Below are 17,523 nucleotides of genomic sequence, written 5' to 3' on the forward strand. Positions count from 1 at the left end.
AATCATCCTGCGCTGAATTTATCGTTTGTTCATCCCGGGCCAGATGACAAAACTGCGGGCATCTCAAATAAAAACAACATGAGAGCCGCGCCATGTCCTACCTCACGTCCTGCCTCCTGATTCCTTTGCGCTTTGTTCTGCTGCCGTCGTTTTGTCTGTCCGGTCACGGATCCGATCCTGACCGCCAGCGCTGACCGCCCCGCCATTCCCGCAGTCAGCCCTACACGCACCAACGCCCAAGTATTCGGAGAGGCTCATGAAAGATTTGCAGACCCTGGACGGCTCCGCGCCGCATCCAGCCGTGGAAGACCTGTGCACCCAAGCCAAGGGCGGCCAGATCAGCCGCCGGCAATTTCTCCACACCGCGACCCTGCTGGGTATCACCGCCGCCAGCGCCGGCAGTTTCCTCGGCCCGGTACTCTTCGGCGAGTCGGCCCAGGCCGCCGAAACCCCGGCACCACGCCAGGGTGGCAGCCTGCGCTTCGCCTGTGCCATCCAGGAAATCCAGGACCCGATGCTGATCACCTGGATCGAAGCCTCGAACCTGATGCGCAACAGCCTGGAATACCTGACCTGGGTCGATGCCGAAAACATCACCCATCCGTACCTGGCCGAAAGCTGGAAACCTTCGGACGATCTCAGGGAATGGACCTTCAACCTGCGCCAGGACGTGAAGTGGAGCAACGGCGACGACTTCAACAGCGACGACGTCGAGCACAACTTCAAGCGCTGGACCGCCGCCGACTCCAAGTCGGTCAACCGCACCGCCTTCCAGGACATCAGTGCCTTCGAAAAACTCGGTCCCCACCAGTTCAAGCTGGTGCTCAAGCGGCCGATCCTGGCGATCCCGGAAATGCTCAACGCCTTCACCTGTTCCATCGTCCACCGCAGCTTCAAGGCGGGTGACGACTGGTCGAAGAACCCGCTGGGCACCGGTCCGTTCAAGCTCGCCTCGTTCGCCGTGAACAAGCAGGCGACCTTTGCCAGGCGCACCGACTACTGGGGCAAGCCGGCCTACCTCGACGAGCTGCGCTATGTCGACATGGGCACCGATGTCTCGACCCAGCTCGCCGCCCTCCAGGCCGGCCAGGTCGACGTCCTGTACCGCGTCACCGTCGCCGAGCTGGACCTGGCCAAGCGCCTGCCGAATGCCCGGCTGCTGACCTGCAAGTCGGCGCAGACCGTGGTGATGCGCATGGCCGTGGACCAGAAGCCGTTCGACGACCTGCGCATCCGCAAGGCCGTGGCCCTCTGCGCCGACAACGCGCAGATGCTCAAGATCGCTTATCGCGGCATGGGCACCCTGGGCGAGGACCATCACGTCGCCCCGTCCCACCCGGAATACTTCCCGCTGCCCAAGCGCGCCCGTGACGTGGCCAAGGCCAAGGCGTTGCTGGCCGAGGCCGGGCACCCCAACGGCATCGACATCGACCTGATCGTCGGCAACACCCAGGGCCGCTACGAGCAGGACACCGCGCAGATCCTCCAGCAGAACTGCCTGGAAGCCGGCATCCGCATCAACCTCAAGGTGATTCCCGCCACCCAGTACTGGCCGATCTGGGACAAGGCCGCCTTCAGCCTCACCTACTGGGCGCACCGCCCACTGGGCGTGATGTCCCTCGAACTGGCCTACCGCAGCGGCGCGGCGTGGAACGAAAGCCATTACGCCGACCCGGCCTTCGACGCGGCGCTGGACCAGGCCATGGGCATCGTCGATCCGAAACAGCGGGCGGTGGCGATGCAGAGCGTGGAGCAGATCCTCCAGGACGCCTGCGTCATCGTCCAGCCGTTCTGGGCCGACAAGTTCACCGCGACCTCGCAGAAGGTCCAGGGCTTCCTGGTGCATCCGTCGGACTTCTATCCGATGAACGAGACCTGGCTCAGCGCCTGATCCGACCTTTGAACAATGAGCTCGCCCACCGCGGTGCGGCGAGCCGCTCACTTCATTAGCCGGAGCATGCAAACATGGCTGATTTCCTGTGGCGCAAGCTACTGGCCCTGGCAGCAACCCTGCTGTCGGTGTCACTGATTGTCTTTTTCGCGCTGGAGCTGAATATCGAGGACGTCGCCATCAACGTCCTCGGCCCCTACTCCGCCGCCGACCAACGAGCCGCCTGGCTCACCGAACATGGTTATGACCAGCCGTTCCTGTGGCGCTACCTGGTCTGGCTGAAGGACTTCGTCACCGGTCACTGGGGCACCTCGGTGCACTTTCGCGCGCCCGTGGTCGACCTGTTGCTGCCCAACCTCGGCCAGACCCTGATGCTTGCCGGACTGGCGCTGCTGATCATGGTCCCGGTGGCGTTGACGCTCGGCGTGCTGGCGGGGATTCGCCAGGGTTCGGCGATGGACCGGCTGGTGTCGTTCCTGTCGATCGTCACCACCTCGATCCCGGACTTCGCCAGCGCGGTGTTCGTCTCGGCGATCTTTGTGTTCTGGCTCAACTGGCTGCCGGGCGTGAGCAGCATGGAAGATGGCTTCAGCGCCCTGCAACTGGCGATGCCGCTGATGGTGCTGTGCCTGTTCGGGGTCGGCTACCTGGCGCGGATCACCCGCGCCTCGATGGTCGAGGTAATGCAGGCGCCATATATCCGCACCGCCCGGCTCAAGGGCGCGTCGACCCGGCGCATCGTCCTGCGCCATGCCCTGCGCAATGTGCTGATCGCGCCCATCACGGTGATCATGCTGTACATCCCGTGGCTGCTGTCGAACGTCATCGTGGTCGAGGTGTTCTTCGCCTACAAGGGCTTCGGCTCGCTGCTCTACACCGCGTCGCTGAACCACGACGTCTACCTGATCGAAGCCTGCGCGATGATCAGCGCGCTGGTGGTCGGCGCGACCAAGATCTTCTCGGACCTGGCCTACACCTGGCTCAACCCGCGCATCACCTTGCGCAGCCTTGGCGGGAGTGCCCAATGAACCTGTTGAATGCTTTCAAGAGCCCGCTCGCGGCCCTCGGCCTGTTCCTGGTCGGCGGCTGGGTGCTGCTGGCGATCTTCGCGCCCTGGCTGGCGCCCCATGATCCGCTGGAGAGCTTTACCCCGCTGCTGACGCCGTTCAGCGACGACACCGGCGGCCAGACCTTCCTGCTCGGCACCGATGTGCTGGGCCGGGATATCCTCTCGCGGCTGATCTGGGGCACCCGCACGGTGCTGCTGTGGTCGACCCTGGCGACGCTCACCGCGTTCGCCGTCGGGATCGCCATGGGCCTGTGCGCCGGCTACTTCAACGGCTGGGTCGACGCGGTGCTGTCCTATGTCGCCGACACCGTGCTGTCGTTCCCGGTGCTGGTGCTGTACATCGTGATCATCATCGCCCTCGGCGCCTCGGCGCTGAACATCCTCATCGCGGTGACCTTCACCAGCGCCCCGGCGATCTTCCGGATCATGCGCGCCCTGACCATCGACCTGCGCTCGCGGGACTACGTGCTCAGCGCCATCACCCAGGGCGAAGGCGCGCTGCGGATCATGACCGTGGAGATCCTGCCCAACTGCGGCGGCCCGCTGATCGTCGATTTCTGCCTGCGCATCGGCTACACCGCGATCATGATCGGCGCCCTCGGTTTCCTCGGCCTCGGCCTGCCGCCGCCGACCCCGGATTGGGGCGGCATGATCAACGAAGGCCGCAGCATGGCCATCGCATTCCCCCACCTGGTGATCTTCCCGTGCATTGCCATCTCCACCCTGATGCTGGGCCTGAGCCTGCTGGCGGACGGCCTGGACGAACACGCCCAGAAAGGCACAAGGAGTTGAGCATGAGCAATCCCCCCGTACTGCGTATCGAAGGCCTGTCCATCGAGTTGCCCCCCGGCGCCGACCGCAGCCATGCGGTGCAGCAGATCGACCTGGAAGTGCGCAAGGGTGAAATCCTCTGCGTGATCGGCGAGTCCGGCTCGGGCAAGTCGGTGCTCTCCGGTGCGATCATGGGCGACTACGCCAAGGGTCTGCGCCACAGCGAGGGCCGTATCGATTTCCTCGGCGACGATATCTGCCGCATGGACGAAGCACGCCTGCGCACCCTGCGCGGCAACCGTATCGCGATGATTTTCCAGGAGCCCATGGCGGCGCTCAATCCGGCAATCCGCATCGGCGACCAGGTGCAGGAGATCTTCGAGATCCATGCCCCGCACATGCCGTTGCCAGAACGCCGCGAGCGCATGCTCGCGCTGCTCGAATCGACCCACCTGCCGGAACCGCCGCGCATCGCCGACAGCTATCCCCATCAGCTCTCCGGCGGCCAGTGCCAGCGGGTGGTGATCGCCATGGCGCTGGCGATGAACCCCGACCTGCTGATCGCCGACGAGCCGACCACGGCCCTCGACGTGACCACCCAGGCTCAGGTGCTGAAGCTGATCCGCGAGCTGCGCGGACGTGGCCAGCACGGCATCCTGTTCATCACCCACGACTTCGGCGTGGTGGCGGAAATCGCCGACCGCATCGCCGTGATGGAAGGTGGCCGGCTGGTGGAGATCGGTGAGCGCGAGCAGGTTCTGCAGGCGCCCCGTCACCCTTACACACGCAAGCTGATCGCCGCGGTCCCGGCGCTCGATCCGGAATTGCACGTGCCCTGCGCCGACGGTGAAATGGCCCTGCGCATCGAACACCTGAACAAGACCTACAACGTCGACGGACGTCGCGTCCAGGCCCTCAAGGATGTCTCGCTGCAACTGCCCCGGGGCAAGACCCTGGCCATCGTCGGCGAGTCCGGCTCGGGCAAGAGCACCCTGGTCAAGGCCGCCATCCGCCTGGTGGACAGCGACAGCGGGCATGTCTGGCTCGGTGACAGCGACTTCCTCGCACTCAAGGGCGCGGCGCTGACCCGGGGCCGGCGACAGATCCAGATGATTTTCCAGGATCCCTACGGCTCGCTCAACCCGCGCCACCGGGTCGGCGACATCATTGCCCGCGCGGCCCAGTTGCGCGGCCTCTCGGCCAGGGATGCCTGGACCGAGGCCGGCGACCTGCTGGAGCAGGTCGGGCTCAAGCGCGATGCCCTCAAACGCAAGCCCCGGCAGTTCTCCGGCGGCCAGCGCCAGCGCATCGGCATTGCCCGTGCCCTGGCCATGCGCCCGCAGGTGCTGATCGCCGATGAAAGCGTCTCGGCCCTCGACGTCTCGGTGCAGAAACAGGTGCTGGAGTTACTCGCCGAACTGCAGCAGCGACTGAACCTGAGCATCCTGTTCATCACCCATGACCTGCGCGTGGCGGCGCAGATCAGCGACCACATCGCGGTGATGCGCCAGGGCGAGGTCGTCGAGTACGGCACTGCCGAGCAAGTGTTGTTGCAGCCTCGGCATGCCTACACCCAGACCCTGCTCGCGGCCGCCCCCGGAGCGTCGGTGCGACCGCCGCCGCTGGCCGGACCGGCGCCCGGGCTGAGCGTCGTCAACCACTAGGAAAAAGGCTTTCCACCCCTTTCATCCAGACCGCGGTCCTCGCCGCGGCCGGGATGGCTGTTGCCAACGATAAACCAAAAAACCTAGATCCACGGAGCAAACATGCACATCACTTCGAAACGGGCCTTGCGCTCGCTCACCCTGATACCGCTGTTGGGCACCCTCGCCGCACCGGCGTTCGCGGTGCAGGTCACCGACAACCTGGACCTCGGCGGCGCGATCCGCGCCCGCTGGGACTACGACCCGGATCGCGATATCCAGACCTTCAACTTCGACACGGCGTTCCTCACCGCCAAGTACAACTCCGATACCTGGATCGCCGCGGCGAAGTACCGTTTCTACGGCAAGTACTATCCCTACAAATACACCGATCGGATCGGTGCGGTGCAGTTCGCCGAAACGGCCTGGGTCGGCTACAAGTTCAACCCGGACCAGCAGGTCCAGGTCGGCCTGAACCAGGTGCCGTTCGGCCTGCAACCCTACTTCGGCAGCACCTTCTACGAGACCCTGGGCAACGTGGTCGGCCTGGAAGACGTCGAACAGGTGGGCGCCAAGTACATCCAGCAATATGGTGACTGGAACATCCAGGCCGGCTATTACCTGCGCCCGGCGCTGCAGGGGCGCGGTACCAGCAACGGCGAAACCTACTCCACCGTGGTCTCCAAGGCCGACGGCTATGTGGCCGATGGCAGCGACAACCAGGAGCACAATACCGTCGTGCTGCGGGTGGCCAAGTCACTGCAACTGGGTGACTGGAAATCCGAAGTGGGCCTCTCCGGCCTGACCTCGACCCTGGAAAACCGCGACACCAACGAAGATGGCCGGCGCAATGCCGTGGCCGTGCACTACATCGGCAAGAACGGGCCGTGGGGCGTGCAACTGCAGGCCGCCCGCCAGCAGATGTCGCCACGCAATCCCGGCACCAACGAGGTGGTGACCTTCGGCGGCTACGACGGCACCTTCAACGTCGCCAGTCGCGGCAACCTCTACGTCGCCGACCTGAGCTACGACGTCGATGGCAAGTACCTGTTCGACCAGATCAGCGGCATCAAGCTGTACGCCAACTACAGCGCCTTCGACAAATCCAACGAGGACTTCAAGACGTCACAGCGGCTGATCCTCGGTACTTCGTTCTCGGTGAGCAAACTGTGGATCGCCACCGAATGGCTGATCGGCAAGAACGACCCGTACATCGGCGGCAGCAGCTACACCCAGAGCCTGGGTGCCGGCGGCAGCAACCAGCTGGAAAACCAGCTGTACATGAACATCGGCTACTACTTCTGACGCCGTCACCTGTGGGAGGGGGCTTGCCCCCGAAGCTTCTCGCGGCTTCCAGGGCCTCATGGCGGGCAAGCCTGCCTACAGGGGATGGCTACTGAGCTGCACGTGTTCCCGTTCGTTGCGCGTCTTTGCGTGGGTTCGGCCTGGTCCGCCGGCCCACGTTTTTTTCTCCCTCCCCCGGCGATTATTTCGCCCGCGCGCTCATGCGGCGCTTGCATCGGCTCGCCGCTGATAGTCAGATATCCCCTACAGAAAAACCGCTTCACGAAAACAACAATAAGCCGACTCCAGACCTGTTCCAGACAGGCGCACGAGGGTCGGTCCGGAGTATGACTTTCATGCGTCAACTGCCCTCGCTGAACATGCTGCGCGTGTTCGAGGAAGTCGCCCGTCATCGCAGCTTCAGCCAGGCCGCCGCTTCGCTGAACGTGACCCAGGGCGCCGTCAGCCGCCAGATCAAGCAACTGGAGGATTACCTCGGCGTGGCGCTGTTCGTGCGCGGGCCCCGGGGCCTGTCGCTGACCGAAGCGGGCAGCGCCCTGTCGCCACACCTGGGGGATGCCTTCGACCATATCGAACGTGCGTTGGAAGCAGTGCGGGTGCCGAACCTGCGCCAGCGCCTGCGCATCCTCGCTCCGCCGACCTGGGCCACGCGCTGGCTCTCCGCGCATTTGCGGGCGTTCTGCCAGCGCTATCCGGATATCAGCCTGAGCGTGACCAACCAGGCTGACCGCGACAGCCAGGCCGAGGTCGACTGCCATATCCGTTTCGGCCTGGAGGCCGCGCCCCATTGCAGCAGTCAGTTGCTGGTGATGGAACGGCACATCGCGGTGGCCAGCCCGGAGCTGTTCGAGGACGGCCAGGCGCCGGACCTGCGACGCTTGGCGTTGCTGCATATCCTGCACGACGGCAAGCGGCTCAAGGTCTGGGAGAACTGGCTGGCGGCCATGGGCCGTGACGATGTCGATGCGCGGCAGGGGCTGGAATTCAGCACCCTGGACCAGGTGATCAATACCGCGCTGGCCGGCGGCGGGCTGGCGGTGATCGACCGGCAGATGATCGAGAAGGAACTGGCCAATGGCAGCCTGCTGCCGATCACCCCCGTGGAGGTGATCGGACCTTATGGCTACTGGCTGGATGTGGCGAATGACAAGCAGGGCTTATCCAAGGTGCGGCTGTTCACCGAATGGCTGAGCCTGGTGAGCAATCCCTGACTCAAGGCTATGTCCCGGTGGAATGCAAAACGGTAGGAGCCGGCTTGCTGGCGATGAGGCCCGTGAGCCTTGCGTCAACTTATCGACCGCCATCGCCAGCAAGCCGGCTCCCACAAGTGATGCTGCCTGCCCTGAAGGTCAGAGACCGCCCATCAGCAGGTATTTGATCTCCAGGTAGTCGTCCAGGCCGTAGCGCGAGCCTTCACGTCCCAGGCCCGATTCCTTGATGCCGCCAAACGGCGCGACTTCGGTGGAGATGATCCCTTCGTTGATCCCCACCATCCCGGCTTCCAGTCCTTCGGACATGCGCCAGACCCGGCCGATATCGCGGCTGTAGAAATAGGCCGAGAGTCCGAACGGCGTGTCGTTGGCGCGGCGCAGCACTTCATCCTCGTCCTTGAAGCGGAAGCACGCGGCCACCGGGCCGAAGGTTTCTTCCCGGGCGATCAGCATGCCGTCGCTGGCCTCGGTGAGGATGGTCGGCTCGAAGAAGGTTCCGCCCAGGGCGTGGCGACGACCGCCGCACAACAGCCTGGCGCCCTTCTCCAGCGCATCGCCGACATGCTGCTCGACCTTGTCCAGCGCAGCGTTGTTGATCAGCGGGCCCTGCTCGGTCTCGCCGTCCAGGGCACTGCCGACGCGCATGGCCTTGACCGCTTCGGCCAGCTTGACGGTGAAGGCGTCATACACGCCGTCCTGGATAAAGAAGCGGTTGACGCAGACACAGGTCTGCCCGGTGTTGCGGAATTTCGAGGCCATCGCGCCCTTTACCGCGGCGTCCAGATCGGCGTCGTCGAAGACGATGAAGGGGGCGTTGCCGCCCAGCTCCAGCGAAACCTTTTTCAAGGTGTCGGCGGCCTGGCGCATCAGCAGCTTGCCGGTGCGGGTCGAACCGGTGAACGACAGCTTGCGCACCACCGATGACGCCTGCAGCGCACCGCCGATGGCGACCGCATCGCCGGAAACGATGTTGAACACGCCCGCCGGAATCCCCGCCTGCTCGGCCAGTACCGCCAGGGCGAAGGCCGACAGCGGCGTCTCTTCCGAAGGCTTGAGGATCATCGTGCAACCGGCGGCCAGGGCCGGGCCGACCTTGCGGGTGACCATCGCCAGGGGGAAGTTCCACGGCGTGATGGCCGCCACCACGCCAATGGCTTCCTTGGTGACGATGATCCGCGCGTCGGCCTTGTGGCTGGGAATCACATCGCCGTAGGCGCGTTTGGCTTCCTCGCCGAACCACTCGAGGAAACTCGCGGCATAGACCACTTCGCCCATGGCTTCGGCCAGCGGCTTGCCCTGTTCGCGGCTGAGCAGAGTGGCGAGCTCGCGCTGGTTGCCCAGCATCAACTCGCTCCAGCGCTTGAGGCGCACGCTGCGCTCCTTGGCGGTCAGCTTGCGCCAGGCCGGCAAGGCGCGCTCGGCGGCGGCGATGGCGAGGTCGGTTTCCTCGGCCCCGGCACGCTGCACCTGGGCGATCAGTTCGCCATTGGCCGGGTTGAGCACCGGGTAGCCCGGGCCGCCGCTGGACCATTGGCCATCGATGTAGTTGCCGGTACGGATCAGCTCGCTCATGCCACGGCCTCGGTCAGGGTGAAGGCTTCCTGGGCCGGACGGGCCGAGCGCAGGATACGTTTGCCGGCGGTGTAGTCGTTGATCACATCGCACGGGGTGTAGTTGCGTTCCAGCTCATACAGCTCGTCGGCATCCAGCCGGGTGTCCAGGGCCGCCAGGGCACTGTCGAACTGTTCGGTGGTGTCGGCGCCCACCAGCATGCAATCCACGCCGGGGTGACTGGCGACCCAGGCCTGGGCGATCTGCGCGTTGGAAACCCCGCGACGGCGGGCCACGCGCTGCACCGAATGAGCGATCTCGAACGAGGCTTCGTCGCTGTACATCTGCTGGGTGAAGAAGTCGGTCTGGTTGCGGGTCGACTGTGCATCACCGGTCAGCAGGCCGCGGGCCAGCGGGCTGAACACCGACACGCCGAGGCCCTGGTCGCGGCAGAACGGAATCATCTCGCGCTCTTCTTCACGGTAGGCGCAGTTCAGTTGCAGTTGCATGTTGATCGGCTTGACCCAGCCATTGCGTTCGCAGGCCATGAGGATCTTCGCCAGTTGCCCGGTGAGCATGGTCGAGACGCCGATATAGCGCGCCTTGCCGGAACGCACGATATCGTTCATGGCGCTCATGGTTTCCTCGACCGGGGTGTTGACGTCGAAGTAATGCAGCATGAAGACGTCGACATAGTCCATGTCCAGGCGCTTGAGCGAGGCGTCGATGCTGTCCATGATGTGCTTGCGCGAATGGCCGCTGGCGTTGATGCCACTGCGGGTACCGTAGCCGACCTTGGTGGTCACCACGATGTCTTCACGACGGGTCAGGCGCTTGAGGATGCGCCCGACCACTTCCTCGCCGACACCGGCCGAATAGAAGTCGGCCAGGTCGATGAAGTTCACCCCGTTGTCCAGCGCATGCTTGACGATCGGCTCGCTTTTCTTCTCGTCGAAGATCCACGGTTTCCAGTCCGGCGTCCCCATGTTCATGGTGCCGAGGCAGAGCTTGGAGACTTGCAGGCCGGAGTTGCCCAGACGAATGTATTGCATGGCGCGGACCTCAGGCTTTCGGGGTGTAGAAAGGGTTGGCGACGTGGTTGACCACATCGGCGAGCTGGGCACGTACCGGCAGGCCGTTCAGGGCGGCGCGGATCGCGGTGCGGCAGGCGTTGTAGTTGTTCAGGTAGACCGCGTCGAGGTCATCGCAGGACGGGTTGACCCAGTTGGCGGTGACGATCGCCCATTCGTCCTCGGCTTCGGCCGGCAGGGTGCCGTCGAGCAGCGCCTCGAGCACGGCCTTGGCGATCCCGGCCTGGGATGCGCCCCAGGTGGCGTTGCCGTGGAAGTCGCTGCCGATGGCGGCCTTGTTGACATAGAGGGTCATCGGCTTGACCGGGATATTCGGCTGGGCGATCACCATGAACGGGCAGTGGCCCTGGCTCGGCGATGCCAGGCTGTTGGCGAACGCCTGGCCGGCCGGACCGTTGCGCGGGCCGATCAGGATATTGATATGGGCGGCGTTCACGCCGGGGCCTTCGAAACCCTCACCGATGTACAGGTCTTGTTCTTTGATGGTCATGTGCAAACGCTCTTTGTTGTTTTGAGTGAGCTGGTGTTTGCGCTTTTTTATCACCGGGATTCGAGGGGGCTGTAACCATTAAAAGTCATGGAGGCATGAGGTTTTGTCATGGCCCTGGCCTTCATCTGGCTGATCGCCATGTTCAGCAGCAGCTTCCTCGCCGGCCTGGGCGGGCTGATCGGCGGCACGCTGGTGTGGTGCATCATTTCCGGCTTCTGGTTCGTCCAGTCGGCGACCTATGAAGAGCTGCGCAAGCTGAACGCGAAAAGCAACTGACACCCAGTCAGGCGTAGTACCCGCGGCCTCTTCGGAGGCCGCGTTCGTTTCACTGTCGTGATCACACAAACTCAGGTGTTCTGCTCATCAATCCACTTGGTGACCTTGGGCGGCTGGTAGGCATGGATCGCCGCCAGCAGTGCCGGCACATCCGGGGCGGTGATCAGCATGTCGCGGTGCACCGGCTTGACGAACTGCTCCTCGACGATGTGATCGAGAAAGCCCGCCAGCCCGCTGTAGAAACCTTCGATATCCAGCAGAGCACAAGGCTTGTCGTGATACCCCAGCTGTGCCCAGGTCCAGACTTCGAACAGTTCTTCCAGGGTGCCGAGGCCGCCCGGCAACGCGATGAAGCCGTCGGACAGCTCGGCCATCAGTGCCTTGCGCTCGTGCATCGAACCGACGATATGTAGCTGGCTCAAGCCTTCGTGGGCGATTTCCTTGTCGGCCAGGGCATGGGGAATCACGCCGATGACCTCGCCGCCCCGGGCCAGCGCCGCATCCGCCGCCGCCCCCATCAGGCCGACCGCGGCGCCACCGTAGACCAGGCCGATGCCGGCAGCCGCCAGCGCGTCGCCCAACTGTCGCGCGGCCTCGATATAGCCGGGCCGACGCCCCGCGCTGGAACCGGAAAAGATGCACAACCGCATGCTCGTTACCTCTGGAAAACTGAAACCGTGAAAGGAATACCCGCGCCCGCGCCACATACGCTACGATGCGTAGCGAATCCTAGCACTCTCCCGGGAAGCTTTGAAGATGAAATCCGGATTGACTGACACCCCCCTAGCCAGTGAACCCGCCCCACCCGTCGCCGGCCGTCCGCGCAGCAGCGACGCCACCGAAGCCGTGCGCAAGGCGGCGTTGGCGCTGGCCCACGAGGGCGGTATCGCCCAGGCCACCATCGAGCGGATCGCGCAGCGCAGCGGCGTGGCCAAGACCACCATCTATCGACGCTGGCCGAGCGCCGGCGCGGTTCTGATGGACGCCTTCCTGGCGGAGATCTCGCCCTTTATCGCCTATGTCGAGGAGCCGACGATCAGCGCCACTTTTCGCCGTGCCGTGGTGGAACTGATCCAGGCACTTGAAGGTTCGCGCGGTCGACTGCTGCGCCACCTCCTGGCGGCCGCGCAACTGGATGAGCAGTTGCGGCGGGCGTTCTGGGAAAACTGGATCGAGCCCCGCCGCGTCCAGGGCCAGGCCCTGTTGATCCGTGCCCGGGAACGCGGCGAGCTGGAGCCGGGGATCAACCTGGAGGTGCTGATGGATATGCTGTTCGGCGCGGTGTACTACCGTCTGATGATTCCGTACGCAGCCCTGGACGCCGCGTTTGCCGACCAACTGATCGAACAGATCTTTGCCAATACCGCCCGTCGTTGTTCACCGACAAGCGTCGAAATCGACCTACCCTGAACACCTGGTCCACCCAAACGGTCATACTCCTCGGCAAGCTGTGTCCTGATACCATCCGCTCAGCTATTTCCTGCATGGGGTCATTATGGAAGTTTCCGGAAGCCGGACGTTCGAGGAACTGGTCGAACGAGAAGCGCATTATCGAACCATGTTCGAAGCTGTCGACACGGGCTTCTGCACCATCGAAATGAAATTCGACGCCGCCGGCAAGGCGGTGGACTACCGCTTTATCGACATGAATCCGGCGTTCGAGCGCGAGACCGGGCTGATCGGCGTCCAGGGCCGCTGGATTCGAGACCTGGTCCCCGGCCATGAACAGCACTGGTTCGATATCTACGGCGAGGTCGCCCTGACCGGTGTGCCGCAGCGCTTCGAGAACCAGGCCCAGGGGCTGGGACGCTGGTACGCCGTGCACGCGGTCCGCGTCGGTAACCTTGGCGAACACAAGGTCGCGGTGTTCTTCAACGACATTACCGAACGACGCCAGGCGGAAATCGCGCTCAAGCAATTGAACACCTCGCTGGAACAGGAGGTCGCCTCGCGTACCGATGATCGCAACCAGCTCTGGACCCTGTCCTCCGACATCATGCTGCGCTGCAGCTTCGAGGGCCGGATCATCGCCATCAACCCCGCCTGGACCGACACCCTGGGCTGGATCGAAACCGAGCTGCTCGGCAGCTCGCTGTACGACCTGATCCATCCGGATGACCTGGAGCGCACCCTCGAAGGTGTCCGCCAGTCCGCCTCGGGGCACAACCTGCTGCGTTTCGAAAACCGCTTCCGCTGCAAGGACGGCGGATATCGCTGGATCAACTGGTCCTCCAGCCCGTCCGACCAGATCATCAATGCCGTGGGCCGCGACTGCACCCTCGACAAGGAACAGGCCCTCGCCCTGGCCAAGGCAGAGGCGCAACTGCGCCAGAGCCAGAAGATGGAGGCCGTGGGGCAACTGACCGGCGGCCTGGCCCATGACTTCAACAACCTGCTGACCGGTATCAGCGGCAGCCTGGAAATGCTCCAGACCCGGATCGACCAGGGCCGGGTGAACAACCTCGAACGCTACATCAATGCCGCGCTGATCGCCGCGCGCCGGGCCACGGCCCTGACCCATCGGCTGCTGGCCTTTTCCCGGCGGCAGACCCTCGACTCCCGGGCCACCAACATCAACCATCTGGTGAATGAGATGGAGGATCTGGTACGACGCACCGTCGGTCCGTCGATACAGCTGGAAACGACGTTGTCCGATCGCCTGTGGACCACCCTGGTGGACCAGAACCAGCTGGAAAACTCCCTGCTCAACCTGTGCATCAACGCCCGCGACGCCATGCCCGACGGCGGCCGTCTGGTGATCGAAACTGCGAACATCACACTCACGTCGGCATCGGCCCTGGCCCTGGAACTGCCACCCGGCGGCTACGTCTACCTGAGTGTCGCGGACAGCGGCAGCGGAATGTCGGCGGATGTCCTGGGCAAAGCCTTCGACCCGTTCTTCACCACCAAGCCCCTGGGTTCCGGAACCGGCCTGGGACTGTCGATGGTCTACGGTTTTGCCCTGCAGTCCGGCGGCCAGGTACGGATCAACTCGCAACCCGGCAGCGGGACCCAGGTACGCCTCTACCTGCCGCGTCACTTTGCCGAGGCCGATGCGTCCCAGGCGCCCGATTCACCGCCACCGGCCTTGCAGGCCATCGCGGGTGAAACGGTGCTGGTGGTTGACGATGAACCGCAGGTACGCATGCTCGAAGTCGAATTGCTGGAGGAGCGAGGCTACAAGGTGCTGGAAGCCAGTGACGGGGTGGAGGGATTGAAGATCCTCCAGTCGCCGATCCGCATCGACCTGCTGGTCAGCGATGTCGGCCTGCCGGGCGGCATGAATGGCCGCCAGCTGGCGGAACTGGCCCGGCGCACGCGTCCTGGGCTCAAGGTGCTGTTCGTCACCGGCTATGCCGAAAGCACGGTGATCGGCGACGGTGACCTGGCACCCGGCATGCAGGTGATGGCCAAGCCGTTTGCTCTCGACGACCTGGCCGGGCGTGTACGGCAACTGATCAGCAACCCCTGATCGGTTGCCACGCCTCACCACACCGCGATATGCGAGTCCGCCCGGGGCTCGGTGCCGCCACACAGCACACCGCTGAGCGGATCGCGCAGGATGATCTGGCCACGACCGTAGTCGGTCAGGTCGCAGGCGATTTCCACCTGATGCCCGCGCCGCGCCAGGCTCCTGGCGAGGTCCTGGGAAGCGCCCTGCTCGATCCCCACCTTCATGTCCCCCAACCATTGCCAGCGCGGTGCATCGAGGGCGGACTGCGGATTGAGGCCGAAATCCACCAGGTTCATCACCATCTGCACATGCCCCTGGGGCTGCATATAGCCACCCATCACGCCAAACGGTCCCAGCGGTTCGCGACCCTGGCTGAGAAAGCCCGGGATGATGGTGTGGAAGGTTTTCTTGCCCGGTGCCAGGCAATTCGCATGCGTGGGGTCGAGGCTGAATTCCTGCCCGCGATTCTGCAAGGCGATGCCGCTGTCGGGCAGGACCACGCCGGAACCGAAGCCGTGGTAGTTGCTCTGGATAAACGACACCATGTTGCCTTCGGCGTCGGCGGTCGCCAGGTATACCGTGCCGCTGGCATGGGGGTCGCCCGGCCTGGGCGGCTGCGCCTGTTCACCGATCTGCCCGCGACGTCGGCGACTGTAGTCGTCGCTGAGCAGGTCGGCCACGGCCACCCGCATATGCAGGGGGTCGGTGATGTAGTGCAGGCCGTCGCTGTAGGCCAGCTTCATCGCCTCCAGCTGGCGATGCCAGGTCTGCTGGCTGTCGCGATGGTCGAAGTCGAAACCTTCGAGGATCTTCAACGCCATCAGGGCGACCAGGCCCTGTCCGCTCGGCGGGATTTCCCAGACGTCGTAACCGCGGTAGTTGATATGGATCGGCTCGACCCACTGGGCACGATAGCTCTCCAGGTCAGTGCCCCGCAGATAGCCGCCGGTGGCACGGGAGTGGGCATCCAGCCGTTGTGCCAGTGCCCCGCGATAAAGGCTTTCGCAGGCCGTGGCGGCCAGTTCTTCGAGCGTCGCGGCCTGGGCCGGGTTGCGGAAGATTTCTCCGGCGCGGGGCACCCGCCCGTCGATCAGGAAGGTCTCGAACCAGGGCTCCAGGACGGCGTCCCGATGCGGGGCGAACTCATCCAGCGCGATCTGCCACTGATGGGCAACCACCGGTGACAGCGGGAAGCCCTCCCGTGCCAGATCGATCGCCGGTTGCAGCAGTTCGGCGAACGGCAGCTTGCCGAAGCGCCGCGACAGTTCGGCCCAGGCCGAAGGACAACCCGGCACGGTCACCGGAGTCCAGCCATACAGCGGCATCTGCCCATGACCGGCGGCCCGCACCGCCTCGATGCTCAGGGCTGCCGGAGCCTGGCCGTTGCCGTTCAGGCCATGCAACCGGCCCTGGCTCCAGACCAGCGCAAAGGCATCGCCACCGAGGCCGCAACCGGTCGGCTCGACCACCGTCAACGCCGCCGCCGTGGCGATGGCGGCATCGATGGCGTTGCCGCCCCGCTGCATGATCGCAATGCCGGCCTGGGCGGCCAGCGGTTGCGAGGCGGCGACCATGCCGCGACGGGCGAACACGCTCTGGCGGCGGGAGGGATAAGGGTACTCGTGGGCAGAAAACTTCAGCATGTCAAACGCTCTCGGAACGGGCCTTCACAGGTTTATTGACCGGACTTGATGCGACTCCATTCACGGGTGATCACCCGCTGGATCTTCTCCGGCAGATCGGCCGATACAAAGGCATGGTTGATGACGTCATCGCCAGGATAAATACCCGGGTCACCGCTGACCTTCGGATCCATCAGCGCCGTGGCGTCCTTGTTCGGGTTGGCATAACCGACATAGTTGCTGACCGGGGCGATCACTTCCGGACGCAGCAGGTAGTCAATCAACTGGTTGGCCCCGACCGCGTTGCCGGCGTCCTTGGGAATGGCGAGCATGTCGAACCACAGGTTCACGCCCTCTTTCGGAATCAGGTAGCGGATATCGACGTTCTTCCCGGCTTCATGGGCCCGACTGCGCGCCTGCGCCACATCCCCCGAGTAACCGATGGCCACGCAGATATCGCCGTTGGCCAGGTCGGCGGTGTATTTCGACGAATTGAAATAGGTGACCGACGGCCGCAGGCTCATCAGCAGGGCCGAGGCTTTCTTGTAGTCCTCGGGTTTCAGGCTGTTGGGATCCAGCCCGAGGTAGAGCAAGGCCTGCGGAATGATCTTCACCGGCGCATCGAGGAAGGCCACGCCACAGCTTTTCAGCTTCTCCAGGTTCTTCGGATCGAAGACCATCGACCAGGAATCCAGCACCACGTCCTTGCCCAGCACCGCGCGCACTTTTTCCTCGTTGTAGCCGATGCCGACCGTGCCCCACATGTACGGCACCGCATAGCGATTGCCCGGATCGGCGGCCTCCAGGCGCTTCATCAGTCGTGGGTCGAGATGGTTCCAGTTACCGAGCAGGGAACGCTGCAACGGCTGATAGGCGCCAGCACGGATCTGCTTGGAGAGGAACTGGCTGGACGGCACCACCAGGTCATAGCCCGAATGCCCGGACAGCAGCTTGGCCTCGAGCATTTCGTTGGTGTCGAAGATGTCGTACTGGACCTTGATACCGCTGTCCTGCTCGAAATTCTTCAGGGTGTCCGGGCCGATATAGTCGGACCAGTTGTACATCTTCACCACCTTGTCGGCGGCCTGGGCCAGCGGCAGGACAGCAACGGCACACAGCGCCGCGAGCAGTTTCACAGAGCGCATGACG

Annotated in this window: 15 protein-coding genes; 9 read left to right on the forward strand and 6 right to left on the reverse strand. The window is 64.3% G+C overall.

Translation table 11 applies throughout. From position 1 onward, the window contains the following. Positions 1 to 256 precede the first annotated feature (256 nt). From KI243_RS20625 to KI243_RS20650, 6 genes are all read left to right on the forward strand, one after another. Positions 257 to 1,891: an ABC transporter substrate-binding protein gene (locus KI243_RS20625; protein ID WP_177129180.1), complete on the forward strand. Its 1,635-nt coding sequence runs from the start codon at positions 257 to 259 to the stop codon at positions 1,889 to 1,891. 74 nt (positions 1,892 to 1,965) lie between these two features. Beyond that, the gene (locus tag KI243_RS20630; protein ID WP_017124632.1) at positions 1,966 to 2,919 is read left to right on the forward strand and encodes an ABC transporter permease; all 954 of its coding nucleotides are present in this window, start codon (positions 1,966 to 1,968) and stop codon (positions 2,917 to 2,919) included. Further along, positions 2,916 to 3,752 (forward strand): ABC transporter permease, encoded by an 837-nt coding sequence (locus tag KI243_RS20635; protein WP_017124633.1) that lies wholly within the window; start codon positions 2,916 to 2,918, stop codon positions 3,750 to 3,752. Before KI243_RS20630 ends, KI243_RS20635 begins: the two co-directional genes overlap by 4 nt. Positions 3,753 to 3,754: 2 nt before the next feature. Then, positions 3,755 to 5,395 carry an ABC transporter ATP-binding protein gene (locus KI243_RS20640; RefSeq protein WP_017124634.1) on the forward strand — a complete coding sequence of 547 codons (1,641 nt, stop codon included), beginning with the start codon at positions 3,755 to 3,757 and terminating at the stop codon, positions 5,393 to 5,395. A 102-nt stretch (positions 5,396 to 5,497) separates the two neighbouring features. Then, positions 5,498 to 6,679, forward strand: coding sequence for a hypothetical protein (locus KI243_RS20645; RefSeq protein ID WP_017124635.1), 1,182 nt, complete (start codon positions 5,498 to 5,500; stop codon positions 6,677 to 6,679). 335 nt (positions 6,680 to 7,014) lie between these two features. Beyond that, positions 7,015 to 7,890 carry a LysR substrate-binding domain-containing protein gene (locus tag KI243_RS20650; RefSeq protein ID WP_177108185.1) on the forward strand — a complete coding sequence of 292 codons (876 nt, stop codon included), beginning with the start codon at positions 7,015 to 7,017 and terminating at the stop codon, positions 7,888 to 7,890. A 138-nt stretch (positions 7,891 to 8,028) separates the two neighbouring features. On the opposite strand, the gene KI243_RS20655 is transcribed toward KI243_RS20650, so the two are convergent. Genes KI243_RS20655 through fae form a run of 3 tightly spaced genes read right to left on the reverse strand, consistent with a single transcriptional unit; the run spans position 8,029 to position 11,016 of the window. After that, positions 8,029 to 9,462 carry an NAD-dependent succinate-semialdehyde dehydrogenase gene (locus tag KI243_RS20655; protein ID WP_212809839.1) on the reverse strand — a complete coding sequence of 478 codons (1,434 nt, stop codon included), beginning with the start codon at positions 9,460 to 9,462 and terminating at the stop codon, positions 8,029 to 8,031. Continuing rightward, the gene (locus KI243_RS20660; RefSeq protein WP_177087541.1) at positions 9,459 to 10,493 is read right to left on the reverse strand and encodes an aldo/keto reductase; all 1,035 of its coding nucleotides are present in this window, start codon (positions 10,491 to 10,493) and stop codon (positions 9,459 to 9,461) included. Before KI243_RS20660 ends, KI243_RS20655 begins: the two co-directional genes overlap by 4 nt. A gap of 10 nt (positions 10,494 to 10,503) precedes the next feature. Further along, positions 10,504 to 11,016 (reverse strand): formaldehyde-activating enzyme, encoded by a 513-nt coding sequence (fae, locus tag KI243_RS20665; protein ID WP_177088086.1) that lies wholly within the window; start codon positions 11,014 to 11,016, stop codon positions 10,504 to 10,506. A 114-nt stretch (positions 11,017 to 11,130) separates the two neighbouring features. On the opposite strand from fae, the gene KI243_RS20670 reads away from it, so the two are divergent. After that, positions 11,131 to 11,298, forward strand: a complete 168-nt coding sequence (locus KI243_RS20670; RefSeq protein WP_177087539.1) for a hypothetical protein — start codon at positions 11,131 to 11,133, stop codon at positions 11,296 to 11,298. 71 nt (positions 11,299 to 11,369) lie between these two features. On the opposite strand, the gene KI243_RS20675 is transcribed toward KI243_RS20670, so the two are convergent. Then, complete coding sequence (locus KI243_RS20675) at positions 11,370 to 11,948, reverse strand: TIGR00730 family Rossman fold protein (protein WP_177087537.1); 579 nt, start codon at positions 11,946 to 11,948, stop codon at positions 11,370 to 11,372. Positions 11,949 to 12,066: 118 nt separating this feature from the next. Here KI243_RS20675 and KI243_RS20680 point away from each other — a divergent pair, with 118 nt between their 5' ends. Together KI243_RS20680 and KI243_RS20685 are read left to right on the forward strand one after the other, a co-directional pair. After that, on the forward strand, positions 12,067 to 12,708 hold the full coding sequence (locus tag KI243_RS20680; RefSeq protein ID WP_212809840.1) for a TetR/AcrR family transcriptional regulator: 642 nt from the start codon (positions 12,067 to 12,069) through the stop codon (positions 12,706 to 12,708). A gap of 85 nt (positions 12,709 to 12,793) precedes the next feature. Continuing rightward, positions 12,794 to 14,770: a PAS domain-containing sensor histidine kinase gene (locus KI243_RS20685; protein WP_212809841.1), complete on the forward strand. Its 1,977-nt coding sequence runs from the start codon at positions 12,794 to 12,796 to the stop codon at positions 14,768 to 14,770. A gap of 14 nt (positions 14,771 to 14,784) precedes the next feature. Here KI243_RS20685 and KI243_RS20690 read toward each other — a convergent pair whose 3' ends face one another. Together KI243_RS20690 and KI243_RS20695 are read right to left on the reverse strand one after the other, a co-directional pair. Next, positions 14,785 to 16,395: a gamma-glutamyltransferase family protein gene (locus tag KI243_RS20690; protein ID WP_212809842.1), complete on the reverse strand. Its 1,611-nt coding sequence runs from the start codon at positions 16,393 to 16,395 to the stop codon at positions 14,785 to 14,787. Between the two features lie 32 nt (positions 16,396 to 16,427). Next, the gene (locus KI243_RS20695) at positions 16,428 to 17,519 is read right to left on the reverse strand and encodes a polyamine ABC transporter substrate-binding protein (RefSeq protein WP_177129189.1); all 1,092 of its coding nucleotides are present in this window, start codon (positions 17,517 to 17,519) and stop codon (positions 16,428 to 16,430) included. Between the last annotated feature and the right edge of the window lie 4 nt (positions 17,520 to 17,523).

The organism is Pseudomonas sp. Ost2, assembly GCF_018326065.1.
GTDB lineage: Bacteria > Pseudomonadota > Gammaproteobacteria > Pseudomonadales > Pseudomonadaceae > Aquipseudomonas > Aquipseudomonas gingeri.

Coding starts and splice junctions, on each gene's coding strand:
- KI243_RS20635 (WP_017124633.1), top strand. CDS start 2,916: ATGAACCTGTTGAATGCTTTCAAGAGCCCGCTCGCGGCCCTCGGCCTG.
- KI243_RS20690 (WP_212809842.1), bottom strand. CDS start 16,395: ATGCTGAAGTTTTCTGCCCACGAGTACCCTTATCCCTCCCGCCGCCAG.
- KI243_RS20660 (WP_177087541.1), bottom strand. CDS start 10,493: ATGCAATACATTCGTCTGGGCAACTCCGGCCTGCAAGTCTCCAAGCTC.
- KI243_RS20685 (WP_212809841.1), top strand. CDS start 12,794: ATGGAAGTTTCCGGAAGCCGGACGTTCGAGGAACTGGTCGAACGAGAA.
- KI243_RS20695 (WP_177129189.1), bottom strand. CDS start 17,519: ATGCGCTCTGTGAAACTGCTCGCGGCGCTGTGTGCCGTTGCTGTCCTG.
- KI243_RS20645 (WP_017124635.1), top strand. CDS start 5,498: ATGCACATCACTTCGAAACGGGCCTTGCGCTCGCTCACCCTGATACCG.
- KI243_RS20630 (WP_017124632.1), top strand. CDS start 1,966: ATGGCTGATTTCCTGTGGCGCAAGCTACTGGCCCTGGCAGCAACCCTG.
- KI243_RS20650 (WP_177108185.1), top strand. CDS start 7,015: ATGCGTCAACTGCCCTCGCTGAACATGCTGCGCGTGTTCGAGGAAGTC.
- KI243_RS20640 (WP_017124634.1), top strand. CDS start 3,755: ATGAGCAATCCCCCCGTACTGCGTATCGAAGGCCTGTCCATCGAGTTG.
- KI243_RS20675 (WP_177087537.1), bottom strand. CDS start 11,948: ATGCGGTTGTGCATCTTTTCCGGTTCCAGCGCGGGGCGTCGGCCCGGC.
- KI243_RS20655 (WP_212809839.1), bottom strand. CDS start 9,462: ATGAGCGAGCTGATCCGTACCGGCAACTACATCGATGGCCAATGGTCC.
- KI243_RS20625 (WP_177129180.1), top strand. CDS start 257: ATGAAAGATTTGCAGACCCTGGACGGCTCCGCGCCGCATCCAGCCGTG.
- KI243_RS20670 (WP_177087539.1), top strand. CDS start 11,131: ATGGCCCTGGCCTTCATCTGGCTGATCGCCATGTTCAGCAGCAGCTTC.